Consider the following 22,803-nt stretch of genomic DNA (forward strand, 5'->3'; position numbering starts at 1 on the left):
CTGGATTGCTTCGCTACGCTCGCAATGACGGGCGGCTTCTTTCTTGCTTTAGTTTTCTTGCTATAGTTCGATTCAGCCCCAGCAACCCGGCGTCGAACAATGCAATCGATCCAATCTCCACCCTCCGTCTCCACCGAATCCTTTTCCGACGCCGGCCTCGCCGTCGCCCGCCTCGAACAGATCTACGAGCGCAACACGAAGTTCCTGCGAGACCGGTTCGAAGCTTACGTCAACGGCGAGGCAATCACGACGCGGGTGCGGGCCTTCTATCCCTTCGTCCGTGTCACCACCGCGACGCATGCGCGGCTGGATTCGCGTCTCGCCTACGGCTTCGTCGCCCGGCCCGGCGTGCACGAGACCAGCGTCACGCGTCCGGATCTGTTCCGGACTTATCTGACCGAGCAGATCGGATTGTTGATCCAGAACCACGGCGTTCCGGTCGAAATCGGCGAGTCCGACGAACCGATCCCCGTTCACTTTGCCTACCGCCGCGACATCAACATCGAAGCCGCCATCACCACCAGCGAGAATTCGCCCGTGACGCGGTCGCTGCGCGATGCGTTCGACGTGCCTGATCTTGCGACCATGGACGATGCCATCGCCGACGGCACTTTCGAGCTCCAGCCTGGCGCGCCCGAGCCGCTGTCCCTGTTTCGGGCGGCCCGCGTCGACTACTCGCTACGCCGGCTCTACCATTACACAGGCACCGACCCCGAATATTTCCAGAACTTCGTGATCTTCACCAACTATCAGTTCTACGTCGACGCCTTCGCGCAACTCTGCCAGCAGCGGCTTCAGGCTGGCGAGGCCGGCCTCGATGCCTTCGTCGCTCCAGGCAATGTGATCACGCGCAGCGGCGGCGCGACGACGGGCGTTGCGCCCCCGCGTGCGCCGCAGATGCCGGCCTTCCACCTGGTCGTGCCCGGCTATCGCGGCATCACCCTGATCAACATCGGCACCGGTCCGTCCAACGCGCGCAACGTCACCGACCATGTTGCCGTGCTGCGGCCCCATGCCTGGCTGATGCTCGGCCATTGCGCGGGCCTGCGCAACACGCAGCGGCTCGGCGACTACGTGCTCGCCCATGGCTATGTCCGCGAGGACCATGTGCTCGATCGTGAGTTGCCGCTGTGGGTGCCGATCCCGGCTCTCGCGGAGATGCAGGTGGCGCTCGAGGAGGCAGTCGAGGACGTCACCGGGCTCGAAGGATTCGAGCTCAAGCGCCTGATGCGCACCGGCACCGTTGCGAGCGTCGACAACCGCAATTGGGAGATCAGCGGGCCCGATGTCATTCGCCGCTTGTCGCAGTCGCGCGCGGTTGCGCTCGACATGGAATCGGCCGCGATTGCGGCCAACGGCTACCGCTTTCGCGTCCCCTACGGCACGCTGCTGTGCGTCTCCGACAAGCCTCTGCACGGTGAGATCAAGCTCGCAGGCATGGCCAGCGAATTCTACCGCCGCCGCGTCGGCCAGCATCTCGAGATCGGCCTGAAGGCGCTGGAACGGCTCAAGCAGCAGGAATCCGAGCGGCTGCATTCGCGAAAGCTCCGCAGTTTCGCCGAAGTTGCGTTCCAGTAGGCGATGGATTGCCTTTGCTGCTGACAAGCAGCGGGATTTTCGGCATTTTCGGCGCGGGGGTCGACGGGACGATTTGATGCCACTCATGCGCGACAGGATCATTGGCCATGATCTCGAACGGCTCGCCTTTCGCTTCACCATGCTGAACGACGACGAGGTCGTGCAGTGCCAGATCAGCGACGCCGCGATGGACGAGCTTGCGGGCATGCAGGGCACCGAAAGCAGCGCGCGGCAGGCCCAGTTCCTGTCGCTGCGCGAGACCATCGAGCGGCTCGCCTCAGACCTCTACGATGAGGCGCCGCGGGTCAGGGGACATGTGGTGCGGATCTTTACGCGACATTTGCAGCGGTAGTTCCGCTCGATCCTCCGCATCATGCCCCGGAGCAGTTCATAAAGTATTCGCTAACCAAGCAACCGGTTCGCCGCAATCCTAAGACCTGTGAAACCAGACGTTATGCAACTGTGAATTGATGGCCCGTAGAGGTTAGGTCACGAAAATGGAGCCTCACGAGTGATCGCGTGACAAACGACATTGTTGGAAGCGACGCGATCCGCGGGTCTGGTCATGACGTCAAGGCGGACAAGACGCCACCAAACCATTGGCCGCTTGCAATTGCCGTAGCGATCGGATGCGGACTCGTGGGCCTTGCGCTCCGCTATTTCGCCCGGAAGCACGCGACCGACGACGCCATTCAGCATCTGATCCCCTGGTATGTCTTCGCTCGCGATCACGGTGTCGCTGGACTGGCCGAAGCCTTTACCAACTATACGCCGTTCTACAGCTATCTCCTGCTGATTGCCGCCCGATTTGATTGGCTAGGCGAGCCACTTTCCCATGTGAAAGCGATCTCGGCAGTATTCGAGTTGGGCTGCGCGATCGTTGTGGCCCAGATCGTCTGGCGAGCGACAAAGTTGCCATTACGCGCTTCCCTGGCCTTCTGCGCGGTTTGGCTTGCACCGACGGTGATCTTCAATGGCGCAGTGTGGGCGGAGAGTGATTCGATCTGGACCTTCTTCACGCTGGTTTCCGTGGCGCTGTTCATGCGGGACCGAAATGGCGTTGCGTCATTTGCGATGGCCTTCTCGGTGAAGGCTCAGGGCGTGTTCCTGGGACCCTTCGTGCTCGGCATGATTCTGCGCCGCAGGATCCACCTGGCATGGCTCGCCACCGTTCCCGGGATCTATGTTGTCCTCGCCATTCCGGTTCTGGTCGCGGGCAGATCCTTGGCCTCCGTGTTCGCGGTCTATTTGGACCAGGCTCACACCTTCGATCGCCTCACCATGAACGCAGCGAACATCTGGGTGCTGGCTGGCGGAATGCCGTACGCGATCGGAGTCGCCGTCGGCATGGTGCTCGCGGCCGCGAGCGGGCTCGCCTTGTCGATCTTCATCGCGCGCTCTCGACGGACGGGGCCGGAGTTTATTCTGCTGGCCGCGTGTGTATCGCTCATGCTCATGCCGTATCTGCTCCCGAAGATGCACGAGCGGTATTTCTACGCGTTCGAGCTTGCGTCGATCGCCCTGGCCTGCCTCAATCCGCGCTATGTGCCCTTCGCGGTGATTGCCCAGGTCAACGGCGTATTATCCTATCTGGCGTTCGAAAGCGGAATCGTGCTGGGCGTGCTGCCGGCGGCACTCTGCAACACCATTCTCGTGTACTACCTCGTGCTTGATCTTTGGCGCGGCGAACGTGGATTTCGTTTTCCGAGCCTTGCCTGGCTCGGCTTCATCGTGTCGACCGCGGGACTGTTCTCTTATCTGGTCTTCGAGGGGCCCGGTTTGAACATATCGCCCGTGTACCTGCTCACCACCGGTCTCGTCACAGCTGCGGCGCTGCTGCTCCTGAAAGAGTCGCGTTGCGACCTGGCCGGCGCGGACCAGTTGCCTCAATCCTGAGCGTCCCGCCTCATCCAGCCATCAGCTGTCGAACATGATCACGCTACGCAGCGTCTTGCCGGCTTTCATGTTTGCAAAGCCTTCGTTGATCTCGGAGAGCTTCAGCTTGGCCGAGATCCAGTCTTCCAGGTGCAGCCGACCGCGCAGGTAGAAATCCACCAGCCGCGGCATGTCGACGCGAAAATGGTTCGAGCCCATCGAGGAGCCCTGGATCCTGCGCTCGCGCAGGAAGTCGAAGCCATGCAGCTCGATCTTCTGGCCGAACGGAATCATGCCGACGATGGTGGCCGTGCCGCCCGAAGCGAGCATGCCGAAGGCCTGCTCGGCGGTCTCCTTGCGGCCGAGCACCTCGAAGGAATGATGCACGCCGCCATTGGTGAGATCGCGCACCTGCTTCACGACGTCGCCGTCTGCCGGGTTGATGATGTCGGTGGCGCCAAGCTTGGTCGCAAGCTGGAGCTTGGCCGGATTAGTGTCGATGGCGATGATGCGGCCGGCGCCTGCGATCTGCGCGCCGTTGATCGCAGCCATGCCGACACCGCCGCAGCCGATCACGGCCACGGTCTCGCCGGCCGTCACCTTCGCCGTGTTCACGACCGCGCCGTAGCCGGTAATGACGCCGCAGCCGATCAGCGCGGCGAGATCGAGCGGCATCTCCTTGCGGATTTTGACGATCGCGTTCTCGTGCACCAGCATCTGCTCGGCGAAAGAAGAGAGGTTGAGAAACTGATGAAGCTTCTCCGAGCGGGCCCACTGCATCCGATTAGAGGCCCCCGGCAGCAATTTCACCGTGGTGTCGGTGCAGAGCACGGTGCGGCCCGTGGTGCAATTGTCGCACGTGCCGCAGAACACCGAAAGGCAGGTCACGACATGATCACCGGGCTTCACATAAGTCACATCGGAGCCGACCTGCTCGACGACGCCGGCGGACTCGTGCCCGAGCACCGCAGGCAGCGGATGCGGATACAGGCCTTCCATGAAGTGCAGATCGGAGTGGCAGAGACCTGCGACCGACGTCCGGATCAGGACCTCGCGCGGGCCGGGCTTCGGCAGGCTGACATCCTCGATGACCAGAGGCTTGTTGACTTCATGGAGGACGGCGGCCTTCATCGAGCACTCCCTATCGCCTTTTTTGCTTTGAACGTGGGTGCAGCCTACGCCGCCAAGACCAGTTCGCCAACCTCGCTCATATCAGCTGCGCGGTCGCCGAGCAGCAGCGTGGCGATCTTCTGCTGCACGGCATTTTCCGTCAGCCGGAACGGATCGCTCGGCGACACCCGGTGATCGATCACCAGCCGCGACAACAACAGCCTTCGCGCATCGCCACGCATGCCGTGAATACGATGCGCCTCCCAGGCGAGCGCAACGGCGCTGGCGACATGATAGAGCAGGCTGGTGGCGCGGCGCGCATCGGCTTCGTTTTCGGATTTGGCCGCGACCTCGCGCGCAAAACCGACTGCGCGATCGGTGAGGCCGCGGAGCCGGTCGCGCCAGGCCTGTGGCACCGAGGGGCTGTCATCAAGGCGGGCGTGCAGATCGGCGGCGAGCGCGGATTCGGCGCCGTGGCGGCCGACCGCACGCCGGAGCGCATCGATCGCGACGATGTTGCCGGTGCCTTCCCAGACCGAGCCGAGATGCGCGTCGCGGAGCAGGCGGGCGGTCGCGAATTCCTCGATATAGCCGATGCCGCCGCGCATCTCGAGCGCGTCGCCACAGACCTTTCGCGCATCGCGGGTCGCGCGGAATTTCAAGGTCGGCGTCAGGATGCGCAGCAGTGCGGCTGCATCCTGGCTGCCGGCCTCGGCGCGGTCGAGCGCGTCCGCGGTGAGAAAGCTCATCGACAACGCCTGCTCGACCGGCAGCATGATCTTCAGCATCTGGCGCCGGCCCAGCGGCAGGTCGATGATGCGATTGCCGAACACCACTCGGTTTTTCGCCACCGTCATCGCGTCATGGTAGGCCCGCCGCATCAGCGCGGTGGATTTGACGCCATTTGAAAGCCGCGACGAGTTCACCATCTCGGCCATCTGCACGAAGCCGCGGTCGAGCTTGCCGACCGCGTAGGCGATCGCGCCCTCGAGCTTGATCTCACCCGAGGCCATCGAGCGCGTGCCGAGCTTGTCCTTCAGACGCACGATCCGGTAGTGGTTCTGCGAGCCGTCGTCCAGGAAGCGCGGCATCAGGAACAGGCCGACTCCGCGCGTGCCGGGGCCGGCGCCTTCGGGGCGCGCCAGCAGCATCACGACTTTTGCGTCGGCGTTCGAGCAGAACCATTTTTCGCCGGTGAGGCGCCAATGGTCGCCTTCCTGCACCGCCGTCGTAGTCAGCGTGCCGACGTCGGAGCCGCCTTCCTTCTCGGTCATGAACTGGCCGCCCTGGGTCAGCTTGCTCATGTCGGTCTGGGTCAGACCGTCGAGATATTTCGCCTTCAGCGCGTCGCTGCCGAAGTTCGCGAGCAGCTTGGCGCAGCCGTCGGTGACGTTGATCGGGCAGCCCATACCGAATTCGGTCTGGTTGAACAGGAAGGTGAAGGCGTGCTTGGCGACGACGGGATATTTGTCCGGCCAGCCCATGATGCCCTTGCGGATCGAGAGCGCGTGGATGCCGAACTCGCCGAAGGCTGCCTTCTCCAGCTCGCGATAGGCCGGGTGGTATTCGATCCACTGCACGTCGCGGCCGAACTTGTCGCGCTGGTGCAGCACCGGCGTGTGCCGGTCGGCGAGCCGCGCGCATTCATCGAGCACGCCGCCGGCGAGTTCACCCAGGCGATCGAGATGCGGCTCGATGTGACGGAATAGCGTGTCCGGCAGATGAATGCGCAGGAGATCGGTGAGCGCCTGATCGGCGCGGTAGAAATTCATGCCGGTGGTATCGGGAGCCAGCAGTCCGGATGGCGCGGCCGCGACCTGTTTTGCCTGCGCGGGAGCCGGCTTGTGCATGATCGTCCTCTTCGTTTCCGCCTTGCGGTCATTTTGCGCTGATTTGGCGCTTGCCGCTTGGGATGATGTCGATCATGCTCCAGTCGCGAAAGCGGATAAAGCCGCAAATTGTCAGGGAGGCATGATCGCCGCGTGGGAGCAATTCGCTCTGCGGAATTGTGATCGTCCTGGCTGGTTGTCCGCGCGGACCGTGCATAGATCAGCGGCTTCCCGTCTTCGAGAGATCACGTCATGGAACACCCCAAATACAAGATCGCCCTCATCGTCGGCGCCGGCGAAGGCCTGAGCGCATCGCTGGCGCGGCTGCTGTCCGCCCAGGGCATCCGCGTCGCACTGGCCGCTCGAAAAATCGAGAAGCTCGGCGCGCTCTGCAGCGAGACTGGTGCCAAGGCATATGCCTGCAACGCCACAGACCCTGATGAGGTCGAGCGCCTGTTCGGCCTGGTCGAACGCGAGATCGGCACGCCCGATTTGGTCGTCTACAACGCCAGCGGCCGCGCGCGCGGGCCGTTCGTCGATCTCGTTCCGGCCGACGTGGCGAATGCCATTGCGGTCAGTGCCTATGGCGGCTTCCTGGTGGCGCAGCAGGCGGCCAGGCGCATGCTGCCGAACCAGCACGGCGCGATCCTGTTCACCGGCGCTTCGGCCAGCGTCAAGGGCTATGCGCAGTCCGCACCGTTCGCGATGGGCAAATTCGCACTGCGCGGGCTGGCGCAGAGCATGGCGCGCGAATTGTCGCCGCAAGGCATCCATGTCGCGCATTTCGTGATCGATGGCGGCATCAGGAGCGCAGCGCGCGCGGAAGCGCCGGAGAAGCCGGATTCGATGCTCGATCCCGATGCCATCGCGGCGAGCTACTGGAACGTGTTGCAGCAGCCGCGTAGCGCCTGGAGCTGGGAGCTGGAGCTGCGGCCGTGGGTGGAGAAGTTTTGAGACGATAAATTCACAACGACCGTCATTGCGAGCGAAGCGAAGCAATCCAGAAATGCCGCCACTGAAAAAGGTTGGATTGCTTGGTCGCTTCGCTCCTCGCAATGACGAAAGAGAGGGAGCGGCATGACCACGGAAACCACCATCGATACCGGCACCAATGAACTCCTCTGCGTGATCCGCGATCGCGTCGCCGTCATCACGCTGAACCGGCCCGAGGCGCGAAACTCGCTGTCGGACGCGCTGACCCCGGCGCTGCGCACGATAATCCGCTCCTGCGGCGAGAACCCCGATGTCGGCGCGCTGCTGATCACCGGCGCGGGCGAAGCGTTCTGCGCGGGCGGCAACGTCAAGGGCATGGGCGCGCATCGCGACCCGAAGAAGCTTGAAATGTCCTTTGACGATAAGGTCGCCGATCTCCAGGAGCGGCAGCGCCTGCTCACCGGCGCGCTGGTGTCGGTGCGCAAGCCGACGATCGCGGCGCTGCCGGGGCCGGCGGTCGGCGCGGGGCTCGCCATCGCCATGGCCTGCGACATCCGCATTGCCGCGCAATCGGCCTTCGTGGCCACCGGCTATGCGCGCATTGCGCTCAGCGGCGACTATGGCATCGCGTGGCTGTTGACGCGCCTCGTCGGCACCGCGCGGGCGCGCGAGCTGCTGTTCACCGGCGATCGGGTCGATGCCGTCAGGTGCGAGGCCATCGGTCTCGTCAACCGCGTGGTGCCCGACGATAAATTGCAGGCAGAGGCCCTTGCGTTGGCGAAATCCCTTGCCGGAGGTCCGCGCCTCGCGTTGCGCTACATGAAGGACAATCTCGACGAGGCCCTGCTGTTCGACTTCGAGACCGCGCGCGACCACGAAGCCGAGCGTCTGGTCCGCCTGACCACGACCGCCGACCACAAGGAGGCGGTGCAGGCCTTCATCGACAAACGCAAGGCGGTGTTCACGGGGAAGTAGGGGCGAAAAAAATGCCCGGCACTGGTTTCGCCAGGCCGGGCACGAGTGGAGTCAGGCCGAGGCTGAGGGGCTATCGGCCTGACGGGAAAGGGCGACGAGACGCCAGCTCGCGCAAGGAATGTCTTTCGGTGCGACGGAGATCTTCTTGTCGAAGCGCACCAGCTTCCAGTCGTCAGGATGTTTGACGAAGGCGAAGCTCGATTTGCGCGCGAGCGAGATCATGGCGGCGTTGGAGCGCAGCGTGTCGCCGAACATGTGGTCGGCGCCAAGCGCGGCGGCGCGGCATTCAAGATTCTTCATCAGCACGGTGGCGATACCGTGGCCCTGCCAGCGGTCGGCAACCGACAGGCCGAATTCAAGCGTCGCGGTTTCGGCATGCAGCGCATAGCGCGCTTCGGCGACGATGGTCTCGAAGCCGTCGACCATCATGGTCGCCACCACGGTGAAACGTTCGCGTTCGCCGATTTGAAGGAATTCGTGCAGCAGGCCCTGCGGCAGTTCGCTGATCGCGCCGAAGAAGCGGTTGTAGCGGGACCGCGTCGAGAGCGAGCGAAAATAGTGCTGGAGCTCCTCGGTGTCGCGCGGCTCGACGAAGCGAACGCGCAGCGCCTCCCCGTGTCGCGTGCGCAGCGTGTCCGAATATTGCTTCAGATTTTCCAGGCGAAGGGTGCTCATGAAACGCGCCCCCAAGGGGACCAAAGGGAAAAGGGACCGCCGGCGCCCCCACAGTCAGGCGGCGCCGGCCTGGCGGCCAATCAGGCCCGCCAGAAGGGTTTGTCGGCCTCGTAGGCCACATCGCTCCAGGACAGCCCGACGTCCTGAAGGTCGCGCGCGGACCAGTTGGTGAGCTCCCGCCGGGTCCGGTAGCGCTCGTGCCAGATGTGAATGGTCTCGCCGATCTGGTGGATCAGCCCTGGCGCATGATGATTTGTCATCGAATTCTGGGTCAAAGTAGACATTGTCAGCTCCTGGAGCTAAGTTGACCGCCAATATCTGCTTGCGGGTGCACTGCGACAAACGACAATTTGTACTCTTTCGCATGAAATAACGTCATGTATCCTGCTGCCATATGACTGCCAGATTGCCCTCCCTGAACGGATTGCGGGCCTTTGAGGCCGCCGCGCGCCATCTCAGCTTCACGCTGGCGGCGTCCGAGCTGAACGTGACCCAGACCGCGATCAGCCATCAGATCCGCAGGCTCGAGGAGGAGCTCGGCATCCGCCTGTTCGTCCGGCAGAACCGCGCGCTGACGCTGACGCCGGAGGCGCGCGACTATCTGCCGGGCGTCCGCGCCGCCTTCAACGACCTACGTCTCGCCACCGACCGGCTGCTGCGCAAGGACGATGACAAGGTGCTGACGGTCTCGACGCTGGCTTCGCTGGCCGCAAAATGGCTGCTGCCGCGGCTGACCGATTTCCAGGAGCACCATCCCGGCATCGACGTCCGCATCACCACCTCCACCAGCCTCGTCGACTTCCAGCGCGACAATGTCGATGCCGCGATCCGTTACGGGCGCGGCCAGTGGGCGGGCTTGCGCGCCGACTGGCTGATGGCGGACGAGCTGTTTCCGGTGTGCAGCCCGTCTCTGCTGCGCGGTGACAAGCCGTTGCGCTGTCCCGAGGACCTCAAGAGCCACATGCTGCTGCACACCTCCAATGCCAACAGCGACGACTGGCGGCTGTGGTTGACGGCGGCGGGTCAGCCGTCCGACATCGCCAGGCAGCCCGGCATCACCTTCGACATGATCTTCATGACCATTCAGGCCGCGATCGACGGCATCGGCGTGGCGATGGGGCGGACCTCCTACGTTCAGGACGACATTGCCAAGGGGCGACTAGTGGTCCCATTCAAGATCGCGCTGCCGGCCGATACCGGCTTCTACCTGGTCGCGCCGGAGGGCCGCCGCGAGGCGCCGAAGCTCGCCGCATTCCGCGACTGGATGATCGCTGCAACGCAGAATAAAGCTTGAGATCGCTGGCGCATGTCCGCGCCGTCTGCTTCGCTACAGGTCCACCACGACGTAGTCGCTCTCGACTTTCACCGGTATCGTCTCGGCGACATACGGCCCCTTCACCACGCTCGCACCCGGCTCGACATGGGCCGGGTACGCCTTGACGCGGAAGCGGCGGGGGTCGCAATAGGACTGGCCGGTGCGGATGTCGAACTCCCAGCCGTGCCAGGGGCAGCGGAGGATCTCGCCGAGCTTGGTGTATTCGATCTCGCCCGGATCGGTCGATTGCGCGAGTCCGATCAAGGGTCCCTCGCACAGCGCCGCGCCCTGATGCGGGCAGCGGTTCATCAGGCCGAAATATTCACCCTTGATGTTGAAGATTGCGATCGGCCGTCCGTCGATCTCCAAAAATTTTCGCGTGCCGGGCGGAAGCTCATCGGCCGCGGCAATCACATGCCGCGCCATCAAGCGATCCCGTACAGCTTCTTCGCATTGCCCAGATAGAAGGCCTCGCGATCATCGTCGTTGACGCCTGCGGGCAGCACGCGCGAGGGCTCGTCGTAATCCCAGTGCGGATAGTCGGTGGCGAACAGCAGCCGGTCCCAGCCGATCCACTTGATGACGTCGAACAGATCCTCGCGCCGCTCCGGATCCTCCATCGGCTGCGTCGTCCACCACACCTGCTCGCGGATATATTCGGACGGCGGCCGTTTGACATGCGGCACCTCGCTGCGCAGGCGCTGCCAGACCTTGTCGAGTCGCCACGCCAGCGACGGCGCCCAGCCGAAGCCGGCCTCGATCATCACCATCTTCAATTTCGGGAAACGCTCGAACACGCCCTCCAGCACCAGGCTCGCGAGCGCCGATTGCTGGCACTGCGAATGTCCGACCATTTCCTCGATGTAATAGGAAGGCCAGCCCGACGGCGTGATCGGGTTGCCGCCGAAGCCGAAGGCGTGGACACCGACGGGAAGGCCGGCCTCTTCCGCAGCCTGATAGATCGGCCAGTAGCGGCGCTGGCCGAGCGGCTCGACGTTGCGGCTGAGCAGCAGCACCTGCACGAAGTTCTTGTCGCCGGCGCGCTCGCGGATTTCGGCTGCGGCCGACAGCCCGTCCTCATTGCCGACGACGATGGAGGCCTTCAGCCGCTTGTCCTTGCTGGTCCATTTGTCGATCTGCCAATCGTTGATCGCCGAGCACAAAGCGGCCGAGAGCTCGTGATTGCGGATGCCCTGGCCGGTGTTGAGCGGATTGAGCACGCCGAGCTGCACGTTGTTGGGATCGAGCAGCTGCTTCTGCATGAAGGACAGCGAGGAGCCCTGTGGCCCGCCTTCCGGCGGATAGGCGTCGCGGCGCGAGGCGTTGGGCTGGGCCTTCGGATAGGGCGGACCTTCCATCATGCCCTGATAGGCATGGACGCCGTAGACTTCGAGATGATGCTGCCAGCGTTTGGCCAGATAGGGATAGAGCTCGGCGCGGGTCGCGCGTGCCGGATGGATGTCGCAGTCCGCGATCGCGGTTTTGACGGCCAGTGGGGAAGCGGCTTCGGAGCTTTCGCGGAACTGAATATTCATCGCCTTGCCTCCTTTGGCAGCGGCTAAGTCAGGCGGGGATAGGTCGCATGCGGATTATCGATCATGATCTTGCGCACGAGATCGGGGGTGAGACCTGCGGGCAGCGCCTCCTGGCCGTCGAACTGCCAGTGCGGATAGTCGGTCGAGAATACGACCAATTCGTCCGACTGCATATGATCAAACAGGCGAATTAATGTCGCCTCATCCGGCGGTGCATCGAATGGCTGTAACGAGAAGCGGATGTTGCTGCGCACAATGTCCAGCGGTGCGCGATCGACCCACGGCGTCTCCATCCGCACCCCACGCCAGAACTTGTGCAGGCGCCACAGAAATGGGGAGATCCAGGACACCCCCGATTCCAGCATCACCATCTTCAGGCGTGGATATTTGGCGAACACGCCCTCGACGATCAGGCTGGTGAGCTGGGTCTGGAACGCCTGGGCCTGACCGGCATAATCCTCGATGTGGTAGGACCCCCAGCCCACGGCCGTCGGCGGATTGTGATAGGCGGAACCGGCATGAATGCCGATCGGAAGTTCCAGCCGTTCTGCCGCCTCGTAGATCGGCCAGAGCGCGCGCTTGCCGAGCGGCGTGTCGCCCATCACCAGCATCAGCACCTGCACGAAGCGGCGATCCGTCGCACAGCGCTCGATCTCGGCGACAGCCTTCTCGACGCTTTGGGTGGGAATCACGATCGAGCCGCGCAGCCGCGGATCGCGATCGAGCCATTCCTTCGCGAGCCAGTCGTTCAGTGCGCGGCAGAAGACGGCCTGCAGATCCTCTGAAAACACCATCTGCACGCCATAAAGCGGATTGCAGATAGCATGCGAGAGCCGGAAGGGATCGAGCACATGGCGCTGCATGTCCGCTAGGCTCTCGCCCGGCTTGCCGCTTTCGGGGCGCCAGTCGGGCCGCGCCGTGATCGGCGAGTTTTGCGGGTAGGATTGCGAGATGAGATCGACCATGCCGCGCGTCGTCACCTGATCGCGCCAATAGTCGTTCAGGTAGGGCAGCAGGCTGGTCAGATGCGGCACGGCCGGATGCACATCGCAATCCACCCCGCCGGCGATCAGGGACGCCATGACGTGTCCTTCACGTTTCCTCGTCGCGTCGTCTCGCGGGCGGCGCTTGGCCGCTCCGCCTTTGGCCGCCATTCAAGCAGGCCTGCCCGTTGGCTGCAACTCGGCCAACGGCGCTGTCATATGCTAGAAAGGCCGAGCTCGGTTGCGAAGGCATAAGGGGTCAGGGAATGAAAGAGCTCGTTAGCATTGCGGAACAGGTCGCCGCAAAACTGATCGCGCGCAAACAGACCATTGCCGTGGCGGAATCCTCGACCGGCGGACTGATCTCGGCCAGCCTTCTCGCGGTCCCCGGCGCGTCCGCCTATTTCCTCGGCGGCGCCGTGGTCTATACCCGCGATGCCCGGCGCGTGCTGATGGATATTTCGGACGAAGGAATGAAGGGCTTTCGTTCCTCGTCGGAGCCCTACGCGCAACTGCTGGCCGAGCGGATGCGCATCCGCTTCAACTGCGACTGGGGCCTGTCCGAAACCGGCGCGTCCGGTCCCACCGGCAATCGCTACGGCGATGCGGCGGGCCACAGCTGCATGGCGGTCGCCGGGCCCGCAGTCGAGGTGACAACGCTGGAGACGGGCGACAATGACCGCTTCGCCAATATGCAGATATTTGCAGCGACAGCGCTGAAATTGCTGCTGAAGAATCTGGGGCGGTGACCTCGCGACCTCCCGGAGATCCGGCTGTCCCGGAGAATGTGCAGTCTGACGCGCTCCCTACCGCGACACGTGCGCCGACACAGCCAGCCACGTCTCGTCCTTCTTCGCCCAGCAATCGGTATATCGCCCGGTGGCCTGCTGGCCGTCCGCATTGGTGTAGCTCGTTGCCGCATGGATGATGGCGAAATCGCCCATGATACGGATGATGACCTCGTGTGCCCTGAGGTCACGGATCGCAATCGGCCGCGCCGTCTGCTTCAGGAAGGCCTCGCGATCGACCAGCGTCTTGTCGGGATTGGAGCAGTAGAACTCCGGCGCCAATATTTCGTCGAAGCGCTTGACGTCGCAATTCTGCACCGAGGCGACATAGTCGCGGTTGAGCGCGGTGAGCTGTTCGAGGTCGTTGTTCATGAGATTTCTCTCAGTCATTGAACAAGGGCGGCGGCACGAACCCGCCGAACTCGCGTTCGATCAGCTCGGCGAGCTTCAGCGGTGTGCGGTCCTCGAGGAAGGGCCCGATGATTTGCACGCCGACCGGCAGGCCATCCTTCGACAGACCGAGCGGAACGGCCGTTGCCGGCAGTCCTGTCAGCGTGGCGATGCCGGGCCACGCAAGCTGGTCCGGATAGGCGTGGTCCTTGCCATCGATATTGATTCGGCGCTTTTCCTGCTCAGCAGAATGATCATGCGGATAGGCCGGGGTCGGCATGATCGGGCAGATCACCGCATCGAATGTCCTGAACAATTGCCGCCATTGCGCGCGCAGGCCGGCGCGAGCGCCCTCGTCGAACACCCAGGCCTGATGTGTGCTGGTCATGCCGCGCAGCCGCTCGGCAGCAAGGCTCTTGTCTTCCGGTGAGAGCTGCGCTGCCCCGGCACGCGCGCCGGCGAGAATGTCCGGCGGAAAGAAGGCGCCGAGAAAACCCATCAGCATGCGCATGTAGAGGCGGGAGGCTTCCGTGAAGTCGGGAAACAGCGGGCTTTCACGTGTGATGCTCGCACCTGCGCCCGCCAATTGTTTCGTCAGCTTCTCGATCGCGGTGCGAATGTCGGCATTCGCAGGCAGCAGCGGGTGGCTGTCGATCACCAGCACACGGAAATCGTTCAACGCACGGTGTCGCGCCTCCGGCAGCGCGAGCTTGTATCCGATGCCCAGGTCCAACGGATCGGGGCCTGCCATCACATCCAGGAGCAGGGGTAGGTCGACGGCGCTGCGCGCCATCGGACCGATCACCGCCATATCGCGCTCCATCGGGATGGCTGGAAACGGCGGCGGCGTGTGGCCACGCGTTGGACAGAGATTGTAGGTCGGCTTGTGCGCATAAACCCCGCAATGGAAGGCGGGCACGCGCAGCGAGCCGCCGATGTCGGACCCGAGCGAGAGTGGTCCGTAGCCTGCCGCCAGCGCCGCAGACGAGCCGCCCGACGAGCCACCCGGCGTGCGGCCGAGATCGAATGGATTGTTCGTCGTGCCGTAGATCTCGTTGTAGCTCTGCCAATCCGCCAATCCCACGGGCACGTTGGTCTTGCCGAGGATGACGCCGCCGGCACCCTTCACCCTGGCGATCGACAGCGCGTCCTCCGCCGGCTTGAAATCTTTCTGCGGCGTCCAGCCCCAGGTCGTGGGCAGGCCGGCGATGTTGAAGGATTCCTTGATCGTCATCGGCAGGCCGAGCAGCGGCTTGCGCTCGCCGCGGGCCAATGCGGCGTCCGCCTCGCGTGCGGCGTCCAACGCACGGTCGAAATCCCGCACGCAGATCGCGTTGACCTTGCCGTCGTGCCGTTCGATGCGGTCGATCGCATCGCGGGTGAGCTCGACCGACGAGACCTTCTTCGCGGTCAACGCGGCCGACAGCGCGACCGCGCTCTTGAAGCTCCATTCGGATTTGGCCATGGCGCATCTCCTGTTCTTATTGTCGAACGATGATGCGCAGTTTGGCCCAGCACCGCAACCGCCGTTTGATCGCGATTGACATGTGAGCAAGACGGAACGCGGTGAGCCAAGCAACCATTCGCAGTCATCGCCCGGCTTGGCAGGGCGATACAGTATTCCACCGGCGCAGATCGGATACGGAGAGGTCGCGGCGTACTGGATGCCCCGGTCAAGCCGGGGCATGACAACGTCCTACGCCGCTCCGATCAAAATCCCCACCGCCAGCACGATCGCGCCGCCGAGCACGATCTGGAACACGGCCTGGAGAAACGGCGTGTCCATGTAGCGCGCGCGGATGAAGGCGATCGCCCACAATTCGAAGAACACGACAATTCCGGCAATTCCGGTCGCGATCCAGAATGCGTTGGACCAGGTATCGGGCACGAGATAGGGCAGGGTGTGCCCAAGCCCGCCGAGCGTCGTCATCAAGCCGCAGGTGAGACCTCGCAGCCAGGGTGAACCTCGACCCGTCAGCGAGCCGTCGTCGGACAGCGCTTCCGCAAAACCCATGCTGATGCCGGCGCCGATCGAGGCGGCGAGGCCGACCAGAAATGTCTGCCAGTTCTGATGCGTGGCGAACGCAGCCGCGAACAGCGGCGCCAGCGTCGAGACGGAGCCGTCCATCAGGCCGGCGAGACCTGGCTGCACATATTGCAGCACGAACATGCGCCGGTTGGTGCGGTCTTCTTCGGCGCGCACGTCTGAGCTCAGGATCTGGTCCGTCAGCTTGGCGGCCACCTCTTCGTGGCCTTTCTCGGCTTCGGCCAGATCGCCGAGCAGGCGGCGCACGCCGACATCCTGCGCCTGTTCGGCGGCCTTCACGTAAAAGCGCTCGGCCTGCAATTCCATTGTCTCGACTTCCCTGCGGACGGTGTCGAGCGGCAGGTTTTTGGTGAGCCAGACCGGACGACGGCGCAGGAAGCCTTTGACGTCCTCGCGGCGGATCGGGGGCAAATGCGGACCGAAGCGCTGCTCGTACATTTCCAGCAGCATGTGACGATGGCCGCGCTCTTCCTCGGCCATCTGCTCGAAGATCTTGGCCGAGTCCGGATAGCGCTCCTTCAGGTCCTCGGCGAAGCTCATATAGATGCGGCTGTCCTCCTCCTCGGAGGAGATCGCGACAGCAAGCACTTCGCGTTCGGTCAGATCGGCAAAATTCTTCACGGCCACCCTGTCTATATAGTTTAGAATAGTTCTAAACTATATAGGACGCCGAAGTTCCCGGGTCAAACCACGCCGCGGCTCTTCGCCAGGAAATCGAGCAGCAGACGGCTCACCTCGGCCGGTTGCTCCTGCTGCACCCAGTGACCGGCGCCGTCGACGAGGTGGCAGCCGAGCAGCTTCGTGCAGGTACGCACCTGCATGGCCTCGAACACGCCGGGACGCTGGTAGGTGCCCCAATCCTGCTTGCCCGAGATGAAGCAGGAGGGGACGTCGATGTTGCGGCCGGCCAACAATTGGAGCTGGCTGTTGAATGCACCCGATGTGCCGCAGCGATACCATTGCAGGCCGCCCTGGAATCCGGTGCGGCCATATTCGGCGCTGTAGTAAGCGAGCTCGCGGTCGGGCAGCCATTGATTGGCGGCGATTGCGGCCGGCGAAGGCATCTCCTTCGCGACCGTCTCGGCCATGGTCTCGTTCAGGTCCATCACATAATAGGTCGGCAGCTTCGCAAGCTCGTTCGCCGACCAGGATTTCAGCGGATACGGCTTGTTGTCGGTCCAGTCCGCGCTCTTGTGATGATAGTAGGCGCGCAGGAAATCATGCACGCCCTGCGGCGCGCGGTGGATGTCGGCATTGGCCGGACGTGTCGCATAGTACCACTGATAATGCTTGCGCGGACGCGGCAAGGCGGCGAGCTCGCGATGCACGGGGTCTTCGGCCGGTGGCTTTGCCGGCGTGTCGACCGTGTTGAACGGCAGCGGCGGCGCTCCGCCGAACGGCGCGCTCATCATCGCCACCGAACGAAATACGTCGGGCCGCATCAGCGCGCACCAGGCCGCGACCGGACTGCCGAAATCATGTCCGACCAAATCGACCTGCCTGTATCCGAACGCCGACACCAGCCCGAGCGCATCCCGCACCAGGTTGAAGAGCGAAAACGGCGCGAGGTCGCCGTCGTACTCCGCGCTCCATCCCGTCGTCCGGCCATAGCCGCGCTGGTCCGGCGCGATCACGTGATAGCCGGCCGAGCTAAGCGCCGGCATCACCTTGCGCCAGGAGAAAGCGAGCTCCGGAAAGCCGTGCAGCAGCAGGATGCAGGGCCGGCCCTTGGTCTCGAAGCCGGCCTCCAGCACGTGCATGCGCAGGCCGTTGATGTCGTCGACATAGCGTGAGCGGATGCCGGCGGGCAGCGGGATGTCGGGGAGGTCGGTCATTGCTTTCTCCACACGGGTGGAATCGTAGGGTGGGCAAACGCGTGCTTCGCGCTCCGTGCCCACCATCATTCTACAACGCGTTTAGCATGGTGGGCACGCTTCGCTTTGCCTACCCTACGGCATCTCGGCTAGATCACACCGCCGCGCAGACGAACCCGCTGCCCTTGCGCCGGATCTTTCCCACCGACGGCGATGGGAAATGCGCGGTGCAGCACAGCGCGTCGGTGTCGCAATAGCGTTCCAGGAAGCTGCGGCGCGTCGTTGCCGCCCTGGCCTGATCGAGGTCGAACTTGACCGACAGCTCCGGATAGAGCGTCTGCAACGGCGAGTGCATGATGTCGCCGGAGAACACGGCCTCGTCCTTGCGGTGGCCCATCGTGATGGCGATATGGCCCGGCGTGTGGCCCGGCGTCGGCAGGATGCGGACGTGGTCGCCGATCTGGTGATCGTTGCCGACGAGCTCGTGGCGTTTGGCCTCGACCACCGGCAGCACGCTGTCGGCGAAGGGCGGCACCTCCGCCTTCGCGTTCTGCTCGGTCCAGTGATCGAACTCCCGCTTGGCGAAGACGTAGCGCGCTTTCGGGAAGGTCGGCACCCAGCGGCCGTTCTCCAGCCGCGTGTTCCAGCCGACGTGATCGACGTGCAGATGCGTGCACATCACGAAGTCGATGTCGCCGACCGAGAAACCTGCGGCGGCGAGACCGCGCAGATAGGCATCATCAGTCTTCATGTTCCATTTCGGCCGCTGCGGCCGCGGCTTGTCGTTGCCGATGCAGCTGTCGACCAGAATGGTGTGGTGCGGCGTCTTGACCACGTAGGACTGGAAGCACAGCATCAATGTGTCGCTGTCATCCAGGGCTTTCGCCTCCCTCATCCAGGCCCGGTTCTCGGCCAGCAGCTCCGGTGTCAGCCCCGGCAACATCTCCAGTGCCGGAACGAACGAGGTTTCCTGCTCGATGATGCGATGGATGGTGAGATCGCCGACCGCGTATTTCAGGCTCATGCTCGCTTCCTTGCACTCAGCGTGTGTCGCGCACGGACGGAATGACGATGTTGGAGAGGACGTCGATCGCGGCCAGCCCTTCCTTCGGCTGGCCGTATTGGGCAGCGGTGGTCATCATGACGAGATCAAGCTCGGGCACGATGAAAATGCGTTGTCCGCCCCAGCCGTAGGCGCCAACCCATTTGATTTCCCTCCCGCCGACCAGCGAGCGGCCCATCCACCATTGATAGCCATAGAACAGCGTGCCGCCGAAATAGCCGACCGCCTGGAAGCGCGGTGCGATCGATTGTGCAATCCAATCGGCCGAGACGATCTGTTGGCCGTTCCACTGGCCGCGATCGAGCACGAGCTGGCCAAGCTTGGCGGCATCTCGCGGACGCAAGCGCAGGCCGGCGGCCGCAGCGATCTTGCCGTTCTTCGGGTAGGCCTTCCACTCGAAATCGGCGATTCCGAGAGGCTGGAACAGCACCTCGCGCGCAAACGACTCCAGCGGCTTGCCGGAGACGCGTTCGAGGATGTTGCCGAGCAGTTCAGTCCCGCCGCCATTATAGGTCCAGAGCACATCCGGCGGCGCAGCGACGGGCCTTGCGAGCACATAGCCGATCGGATCGACCTCAAAGCCGAGATGCGGCTCGTCGTTGTTCGGATCGGTCCAGGCCCGCGCCTCGTCCCATTTCATTCCCGAGGACATCGTCAGCAGATGGCGCAGCGTAATAGCCTCCCAGCCCGCCTGCTTCACAGCCTGATGGTCGGGGAAGAATCTGAGCACAGGTTCGTCGACGCCTTCGATCAGCTTGCGATCGAGCGCGATGCCGACGAGCAGCGAAACGACACTCTTCGATGCCGAGCGCATGTCGTGCTTTGTCGTCGCGGTGAATTCGCGCTGGCCTTCCGGTTGTCCCCAGGGTTGGTCGTAGCCGGCGAAGTATTGCTCGAAGACGAGCTTGCCGTGGCGCGCGACGACAACCGAATGGACCGAAGTCGCGCGTTGCCCGAGTCGTGTCGCGATCCCGCAGAGTTGCGCGCCGTCCATGCCGACGCTGTCGGGCGACGCAGTCGTCCAGCCGTCGTCGGTTGACGATGGCGGTTCGCAGGCGAGGTTTCGCTGTCCAGGCGGCATGCCGTCGGCTTGCACGGAAGTGGTTGAGACGGTCAACGCGAGCATAAGGCTCGCGCCGAGAATGCTGAGGCGGGGGAAGCGATCGCGCATCATCCTTCTCCCCGCCGTCGCGATACTACGCCGCGGGCGGCACCGAGATCTTCACGGAGGGCCGCTCCAGCATCTTCTGGTGGAAGGCGTCGAGCTTCGGATAGGCCTTGCGCCAGCCGCAATCGGCGAAGCGGAAGTCGGCATAGCCGAGCACGCAGACGAGGCCGATCTGCGAGATGTCGAACGGGCCGTTCAGCACTTCGGGCATGTTCTCGAAGCGCGCCATGCCGGTCCAGGCCCGGTTCCAATGGTCGTCCGACCACGCCTGCCATTGCAGGCCCTGCGGCCGCACCATCTTCTCGTAGCGGCACAGCAGCATGGAATCGAGCATGCCGTTGATCAGGGCATGATTGGTCTTGGCCTTCCAGCGCCGCGGACCGTAGTCCGGGATCAGGCTGCCGCCGGCCATCTCGTTGAGGTATTCGACGATGACGTAGGAGTCCAGGATGACATCGCCGTCATTGGTGATCAGCACCGGCAGCTTCTTCAGCGGCGTGATCTTCGAATAGTCCTCGTTGGCCGTGCCCGGTGCCACCGCTGCCGGCGTGAACTCGATCTTGTCGATCAGCCCGAGCTCGATCGCGGCGATGCGCACCTTGCGGGCAAAGGGCGAGGCGGGGGAGAAGGTGAGCTTCATGGCGAGTATCCAAAAAATAAAAGTTTTGCTTCGTCATTGCGAGGAGCACTTGCGACGAAGCAATCCAGACTGTCTCCGCGGATGGATTACTGGATTGCTTCGCTTCGTTCGCAATGACGGTGTGGCCGCAGTGATGATCGCGGCTTACGCCGCGACGATCTCCTGGCGCTGCTCGCCGAGGCCCTCGATGCCGAGCGTGATGACGTCGCCGACATTGAGGAAGGTCGGCGGCTTCATGCCGAGGCCGACGCCGGGCGGGGTGCCCGTCGTGATGATGTCGCCCGGCAGCAGCGTCATGAACTGCGAGACATAGGAGATGCACTTGGCCATCGAGAAGATCATGGTCTTGGTCGAGCCGGTCTGACGGCGCTGACCGTTGACGTCGAGCCACATCGGCAGGTTCTGCACGTCCTTGATCTCGTCCTTGGTGGCGAGCCAGGGACCGAGCGGGCCGAACGTGTCGTGCGACTTGCCCTTGGTCCACTGACCCAGGCGCTCGATCTGGAAGGCGCGCTCGGAGACGTCGTTGCAGACGCAATAACCGGCGACGTGGTTGAGCGCGTCGGCTTCCGAGACATATTTTGCGCGCGTGCCGATGATCGCGGCGATCTCGACTTCCCAGTCGAGCTTGGTCGAGCCGCGCGGCTTCTCGACGGGATCGTTCGGGCCGGACAGCGAGGTGTTGGCCTTCATGAAAATGATCGGCTCGCTCGGGATCTCCGCGCCGGTCTCCTTGGCGTGGTCGCTGTAGTTGAGGCCGATCGCCACGAATTTCGACATGCCGGTGACGGGGGCGCCGAACCGCGGCTTGCCGGAGACGGCGGGCAGCGAGGCGGGATCGAGCGCCGCCAGCTTCTTCAGGCTCTCGGGCGAATAGGCCTCGCCGGTCAGGTCCTTCACATGCGCCGACAGATCGCGCAACTGGCCGGATTTGTCGATCAGGCCGGGCTTTTCCGCACCCTTCTCGCCATAACGAACAAGCTTCATTCTCGTTTCTCCCTGGACTGGACCGATCGGTTGAACAGCTTCATGGAACAGGGCGGCGGGAAATTCAACCGCTCAAAGAGGGGCGCATTGCAGCCCTCTCGATTCGGGAGGTTCGTCCGGGGCACGAGACTTAGGCCAGCGCCTCGAACCTGAACGCGTCCCCGTCCCGCCTGATATGGCCGGCCGAAAAATGCCCGCCGATCACCACCGTCGGGGTCTCGGCAAACCGGCCGAACAATTCGCGCCGCGTCGCGGCAGATTGGCTCTGATCGGAATCCGCGGTCGAGGACCAGCCGAGATGCGCCATCTGGCAGGGATGATGGGCGACGTCGCCCGTCAGCAGTCCCTGCTCGCCGTCCGACTGGATCAGAATGCTCATATGTCCAGGGCTGTGGCCGGGGGTCGGGATCATGCTGATCTCGTCGCTGAGCCGGTGGTCGCTCGCGACCAACTCCGCCCGCTCTGCATCGACGATCGGCTCCACGGAATCGCCAAACACGGCCTGCTTGTCCGGCTCGGTGGAATGGTCGCGCCAATGCTCATACTCGGTCTTGCCGAAGACATAGCGCGCGTTGGGGAAGGTCGGCACCCATTTGCCGTCGACCCATTTCGTGTTCCAGCCGACATGGTCGACGTGAAGGTGCGTGCACAGCACGGTATCGATACTCTCGGGCGGAAAGCCCGCCGCAATCATCGTCTCCAGGAACGGCGTGGTGCGATTGTTCCAGGTCGGGACGTTGCGGCCCTGCTTGTCGTTGCCAAGCCCGGTATCGACCACCATGCGGCGCGTCGGCGTCTCCACCACCAGCGAATGGATCGACATCTTCAGCCGGCCTTCTTCCGTGGCGAAATGCGGGATCAGCCAAGGCAGCTTCTGGATTTCTGCATTGCTCGCCAAGGGCAGAATGAAGCGGGTCGAGCCGACCGTCTCCAATTCCACGACTTTGGTGATTTTGACCCTGCCGACCTTCCACTGCATCCGGCGCATCCTCATGTTCTTGCTTTGGCGGGGAACATGCGCAGTTTCGCGGGCAGGCGCAATGGATCATCTGACGCGGTGCGGCGTTATCGCGGGAACCCAGGGAAAGACAAAGGGCC

23 protein-coding genes are annotated in these 22,803 nt (G+C 63.7%); 7 read left to right on the forward strand and 16 right to left on the reverse strand.

The features are described from left to right. Window positions 1–99 precede the first annotated feature (99 nt). The 3 genes from N551_RS0130200 (at window position 100) to N551_RS0130210 (ending at window position 3,474) form a co-directional block, all read left to right on the forward strand. Window positions 100–1,578: an AMP nucleosidase gene (locus N551_RS0130200; protein ID WP_035963331.1), complete on the forward strand. Its 1,479-nt coding sequence runs from the start codon at window positions 100–102 to the stop codon at window positions 1,576–1,578. A gap of 85 nt (window positions 1,579–1,663) precedes the next feature. Continuing rightward, a complete protein-coding gene (locus N551_RS0130205; protein ID WP_245287878.1) occupies window positions 1,664–1,930 on the forward strand; it encodes a DUF1488 family protein in 267 nt (88 codons plus the stop codon). A 167-nt stretch (window positions 1,931–2,097) separates the two neighbouring features. Continuing rightward, the gene (locus N551_RS0130210; protein ID WP_027570100.1) at window positions 2,098–3,474 is read left to right on the forward strand and encodes a membrane protein; all 1,377 of its coding nucleotides are present in this window, start codon (window positions 2,098–2,100) and stop codon (window positions 3,472–3,474) included. Window positions 3,475–3,495: 21 nt separating this feature from the next. On the opposite strand, the gene N551_RS0130215 is transcribed toward N551_RS0130210, so the two are convergent. Then, on the reverse strand, window positions 3,496–4,584 hold the full coding sequence (locus tag N551_RS0130215; RefSeq protein WP_027570101.1) for a Zn-dependent alcohol dehydrogenase: 1,089 nt from the start codon (window positions 4,582–4,584) through the stop codon (window positions 3,496–3,498). Window positions 4,585–4,628: 44 nt separating this feature from the next. Next, window positions 4,629–6,413: an acyl-CoA dehydrogenase family protein gene (locus N551_RS0130220; RefSeq protein WP_027570102.1), complete on the reverse strand. Its 1,785-nt coding sequence runs from the start codon at window positions 6,411–6,413 to the stop codon at window positions 4,629–4,631. Window positions 6,414–6,644: 231 nt separating this feature from the next. Here N551_RS0130220 and N551_RS0130230 point away from each other — a divergent pair, with 231 nt between their 5' ends. Next, on the forward strand, window positions 6,645–7,346 hold the full coding sequence (locus tag N551_RS0130230; RefSeq protein ID WP_027570103.1) for an SDR family NAD(P)-dependent oxidoreductase: 702 nt from the start codon (window positions 6,645–6,647) through the stop codon (window positions 7,344–7,346). Window positions 7,347–7,469: 123 nt separating this feature from the next. Then, window positions 7,470–8,300, forward strand: a complete 831-nt coding sequence (locus N551_RS0130235; RefSeq protein WP_027570104.1) for an enoyl-CoA hydratase — start codon at window positions 7,470–7,472, stop codon at window positions 8,298–8,300. Between the two features lie 51 nt (window positions 8,301–8,351). Here N551_RS0130235 and N551_RS0130240 read toward each other — a convergent pair whose 3' ends face one another. Both N551_RS0130240 and N551_RS0130245 read right to left on the reverse strand, forming a co-directional pair. Next, window positions 8,352–8,975, reverse strand: coding sequence for a GNAT family N-acetyltransferase (locus tag N551_RS0130240; RefSeq protein ID WP_027570105.1), 624 nt, complete (start codon window positions 8,973–8,975; stop codon window positions 8,352–8,354). A gap of 80 nt (window positions 8,976–9,055) precedes the next feature. After that, the gene (locus tag N551_RS0130245; RefSeq protein ID WP_027570106.1) at window positions 9,056–9,259 is read right to left on the reverse strand and encodes a DUF1127 domain-containing protein; all 204 of its coding nucleotides are present in this window, start codon (window positions 9,257–9,259) and stop codon (window positions 9,056–9,058) included. 110 nt (window positions 9,260–9,369) lie between these two features. Here N551_RS0130245 and N551_RS0130250 point away from each other — a divergent pair, with 110 nt between their 5' ends. Then, complete coding sequence (locus N551_RS0130250; protein ID WP_027570107.1) at window positions 9,370–10,269, forward strand: transcriptional regulator GcvA; 900 nt, start codon at window positions 9,370–9,372, stop codon at window positions 10,267–10,269. 33 nt (window positions 10,270–10,302) lie between these two features. Here N551_RS0130250 and N551_RS0130255 read toward each other — a convergent pair whose 3' ends face one another. Genes N551_RS0130255 through N551_RS0130265 form a run of 3 tightly spaced genes read right to left on the reverse strand, consistent with a single transcriptional unit; the run spans window position 10,303 to window position 12,907 of the window. Beyond that, entirely contained in the window at window positions 10,303–10,716 is a 414-nt protein-coding gene (locus tag N551_RS0130255) for a Rieske (2Fe-2S) protein (protein ID WP_027570108.1), read from the reverse strand. Continuing rightward, complete coding sequence (locus tag N551_RS0130260; protein WP_027570109.1) at window positions 10,716–11,825, reverse strand: amidohydrolase family protein; 1,110 nt, start codon at window positions 11,823–11,825, stop codon at window positions 10,716–10,718. Before N551_RS0130260 ends, N551_RS0130255 begins: the two co-directional genes overlap by 1 nt. 23 nt (window positions 11,826–11,848) lie before the next feature. After that, entirely contained in the window at window positions 11,849–12,907 is a 1,059-nt protein-coding gene (locus N551_RS0130265) for an amidohydrolase family protein (RefSeq protein ID WP_027570110.1), read from the reverse strand. Between the two features lie 167 nt (window positions 12,908–13,074). On the opposite strand from N551_RS0130265, the gene N551_RS0130270 reads away from it, so the two are divergent. Continuing rightward, window positions 13,075–13,557 carry a CinA family protein gene (locus tag N551_RS0130270; RefSeq protein WP_027570111.1) on the forward strand — a complete coding sequence of 161 codons (483 nt, stop codon included), beginning with the start codon at window positions 13,075–13,077 and terminating at the stop codon, window positions 13,555–13,557. A gap of 57 nt (window positions 13,558–13,614) precedes the next feature. On the opposite strand, the gene N551_RS0130275 is transcribed toward N551_RS0130270, so the two are convergent. The 9 genes from N551_RS0130275 to N551_RS0130315 all read right to left on the reverse strand — a co-directional run bounded on the left by N551_RS0130275 (window position 13,615) and on the right by N551_RS0130315 (window position 22,684). After that, complete coding sequence (locus N551_RS0130275) at window positions 13,615–13,968, reverse strand: nuclear transport factor 2 family protein (RefSeq protein ID WP_027570112.1); 354 nt, start codon at window positions 13,966–13,968, stop codon at window positions 13,615–13,617. A 10-nt stretch (window positions 13,969–13,978) separates the two neighbouring features. Continuing rightward, complete coding sequence (locus N551_RS0130280; RefSeq protein ID WP_027570113.1) at window positions 13,979–15,451, reverse strand: amidase; 1,473 nt, start codon at window positions 15,449–15,451, stop codon at window positions 13,979–13,981. A 231-nt stretch (window positions 15,452–15,682) separates the two neighbouring features. Then, a complete protein-coding gene (mbfA, locus tag N551_RS0130285) occupies window positions 15,683–16,654 on the reverse strand; it encodes an iron exporter MbfA (protein ID WP_027570114.1) in 972 nt (323 codons plus the stop codon). A gap of 62 nt (window positions 16,655–16,716) precedes the next feature. Then, window positions 16,717–17,868, reverse strand: a complete 1,152-nt coding sequence (locus N551_RS0130290) for an alpha/beta fold hydrolase (protein WP_027570115.1) — start codon at window positions 17,866–17,868, stop codon at window positions 16,717–16,719. A 133-nt stretch (window positions 17,869–18,001) separates the two neighbouring features. Continuing rightward, window positions 18,002–18,871 carry an MBL fold metallo-hydrolase gene (locus N551_RS0130295; RefSeq protein ID WP_027570116.1) on the reverse strand — a complete coding sequence of 290 codons (870 nt, stop codon included), beginning with the start codon at window positions 18,869–18,871 and terminating at the stop codon, window positions 18,002–18,004. A gap of 16 nt (window positions 18,872–18,887) precedes the next feature. Then, on the reverse strand, window positions 18,888–20,081 hold the full coding sequence (locus tag N551_RS0130300) for a serine hydrolase (RefSeq protein ID WP_027570117.1): 1,194 nt from the start codon (window positions 20,079–20,081) through the stop codon (window positions 18,888–18,890). 25 nt (window positions 20,082–20,106) lie between these two features. Beyond that, window positions 20,107–20,718 carry a glutathione S-transferase family protein gene (locus N551_RS0130305; protein WP_007599593.1) on the reverse strand — a complete coding sequence of 204 codons (612 nt, stop codon included), beginning with the start codon at window positions 20,716–20,718 and terminating at the stop codon, window positions 20,107–20,109. A gap of 144 nt (window positions 20,719–20,862) precedes the next feature. Then, entirely contained in the window at window positions 20,863–21,705 is an 843-nt protein-coding gene (locus N551_RS0130310; protein ID WP_027570118.1) for a fumarylacetoacetate hydrolase family protein, read from the reverse strand. Between the two features lie 130 nt (window positions 21,706–21,835). Then, window positions 21,836–22,684 carry an MBL fold metallo-hydrolase gene (locus tag N551_RS0130315; protein ID WP_027570119.1) on the reverse strand — a complete coding sequence of 283 codons (849 nt, stop codon included), beginning with the start codon at window positions 22,682–22,684 and terminating at the stop codon, window positions 21,836–21,838. Window positions 22,685–22,803 lie beyond the last annotated feature (119 nt).

The sequence above is a fragment of the Bradyrhizobium sp. URHA0013 genome (genome assembly GCF_000518345.1).
Taxonomy (GTDB): Bacteria; Pseudomonadota; Alphaproteobacteria; order Rhizobiales; family Xanthobacteraceae; genus Bradyrhizobium.

What these genes read in the sequence shown, in the direction of transcription:
- N551_RS0130300 (WP_027570117.1), bottom strand. Translation starts at nt 20,081, where the DNA reads ATGCGCGATCGCTTCCCCCGCCTCAGCATTCTCGGCGCGAGCCTTATG.
- N551_RS0130260 (WP_027570109.1), bottom strand. Translation starts at nt 11,825, where the DNA reads ATGAATATTCAGTTCCGCGAAAGCTCCGAAGCCGCTTCCCCACTGGCC.
- N551_RS0130305 (WP_007599593.1), bottom strand. Translation starts at nt 20,718, where the DNA reads ATGAAGCTCACCTTCTCCCCCGCCTCGCCCTTTGCCCGCAAGGTGCGC.
- N551_RS0130240 (WP_027570105.1), bottom strand. Translation starts at nt 8,975, where the DNA reads ATGAGCACCCTTCGCCTGGAAAATCTGAAGCAATATTCGGACACGCTG.
- N551_RS0130220 (WP_027570102.1), bottom strand. Translation starts at nt 6,413, where the DNA reads ATGCACAAGCCGGCTCCCGCGCAGGCAAAACAGGTCGCGGCCGCGCCA.
- N551_RS0130235 (WP_027570104.1), top strand. Translation starts at nt 7,470, where the DNA reads ATGACCACGGAAACCACCATCGATACCGGCACCAATGAACTCCTCTGC.
- N551_RS0130265 (WP_027570110.1), bottom strand. Translation starts at nt 12,907, where the DNA reads ATGGCGTCCCTGATCGCCGGCGGGGTGGATTGCGATGTGCATCCGGCC.
- N551_RS0130310 (WP_027570118.1), bottom strand. Translation starts at nt 21,705, where the DNA reads ATGAAGCTTGTTCGTTATGGCGAGAAGGGTGCGGAAAAGCCCGGCCTG.
- N551_RS0130255 (WP_027570108.1), bottom strand. Translation starts at nt 10,716, where the DNA reads ATGGCGCGGCATGTGATTGCCGCGGCCGATGAGCTTCCGCCCGGCACG.
- N551_RS0130200 (WP_035963331.1), top strand. Translation starts at nt 100, where the DNA reads ATGCAATCGATCCAATCTCCACCCTCCGTCTCCACCGAATCCTTTTCC.
- N551_RS0130250 (WP_027570107.1), top strand. Translation starts at nt 9,370, where the DNA reads ATGACTGCCAGATTGCCCTCCCTGAACGGATTGCGGGCCTTTGAGGCC.
- N551_RS0130290 (WP_027570115.1), bottom strand. Translation starts at nt 17,868, where the DNA reads ATGACCGACCTCCCCGACATCCCGCTGCCCGCCGGCATCCGCTCACGC.
- N551_RS0130245 (WP_027570106.1), bottom strand. Translation starts at nt 9,259, where the DNA reads ATGTCTACTTTGACCCAGAATTCGATGACAAATCATCATGCGCCAGGG.
- N551_RS0130295 (WP_027570116.1), bottom strand. Translation starts at nt 18,871, where the DNA reads ATGAGCCTGAAATACGCGGTCGGCGATCTCACCATCCATCGCATCATC.
- N551_RS0130315 (WP_027570119.1), bottom strand. Translation starts at nt 22,684, where the DNA reads ATGCAGTGGAAGGTCGGCAGGGTCAAAATCACCAAAGTCGTGGAATTG.
- N551_RS0130230 (WP_027570103.1), top strand. Translation starts at nt 6,645, where the DNA reads ATGGAACACCCCAAATACAAGATCGCCCTCATCGTCGGCGCCGGCGAA.
- N551_RS0130205 (WP_245287878.1), top strand. Translation starts at nt 1,664, where the DNA reads ATGCGCGACAGGATCATTGGCCATGATCTCGAACGGCTCGCCTTTCGC.
- N551_RS0130280 (WP_027570113.1), bottom strand. Translation starts at nt 15,451, where the DNA reads ATGGCCAAATCCGAATGGAGCTTCAAGAGCGCGGTCGCGCTGTCGGCC.
- N551_RS0130270 (WP_027570111.1), top strand. Translation starts at nt 13,075, where the DNA reads ATGAAAGAGCTCGTTAGCATTGCGGAACAGGTCGCCGCAAAACTGATC.
- N551_RS0130215 (WP_027570101.1), bottom strand. Translation starts at nt 4,584, where the DNA reads ATGAAGGCCGCCGTCCTCCATGAAGTCAACAAGCCTCTGGTCATCGAG.
- N551_RS0130275 (WP_027570112.1), bottom strand. Translation starts at nt 13,968, where the DNA reads ATGAACAACGACCTCGAACAGCTCACCGCGCTCAACCGCGACTATGTC.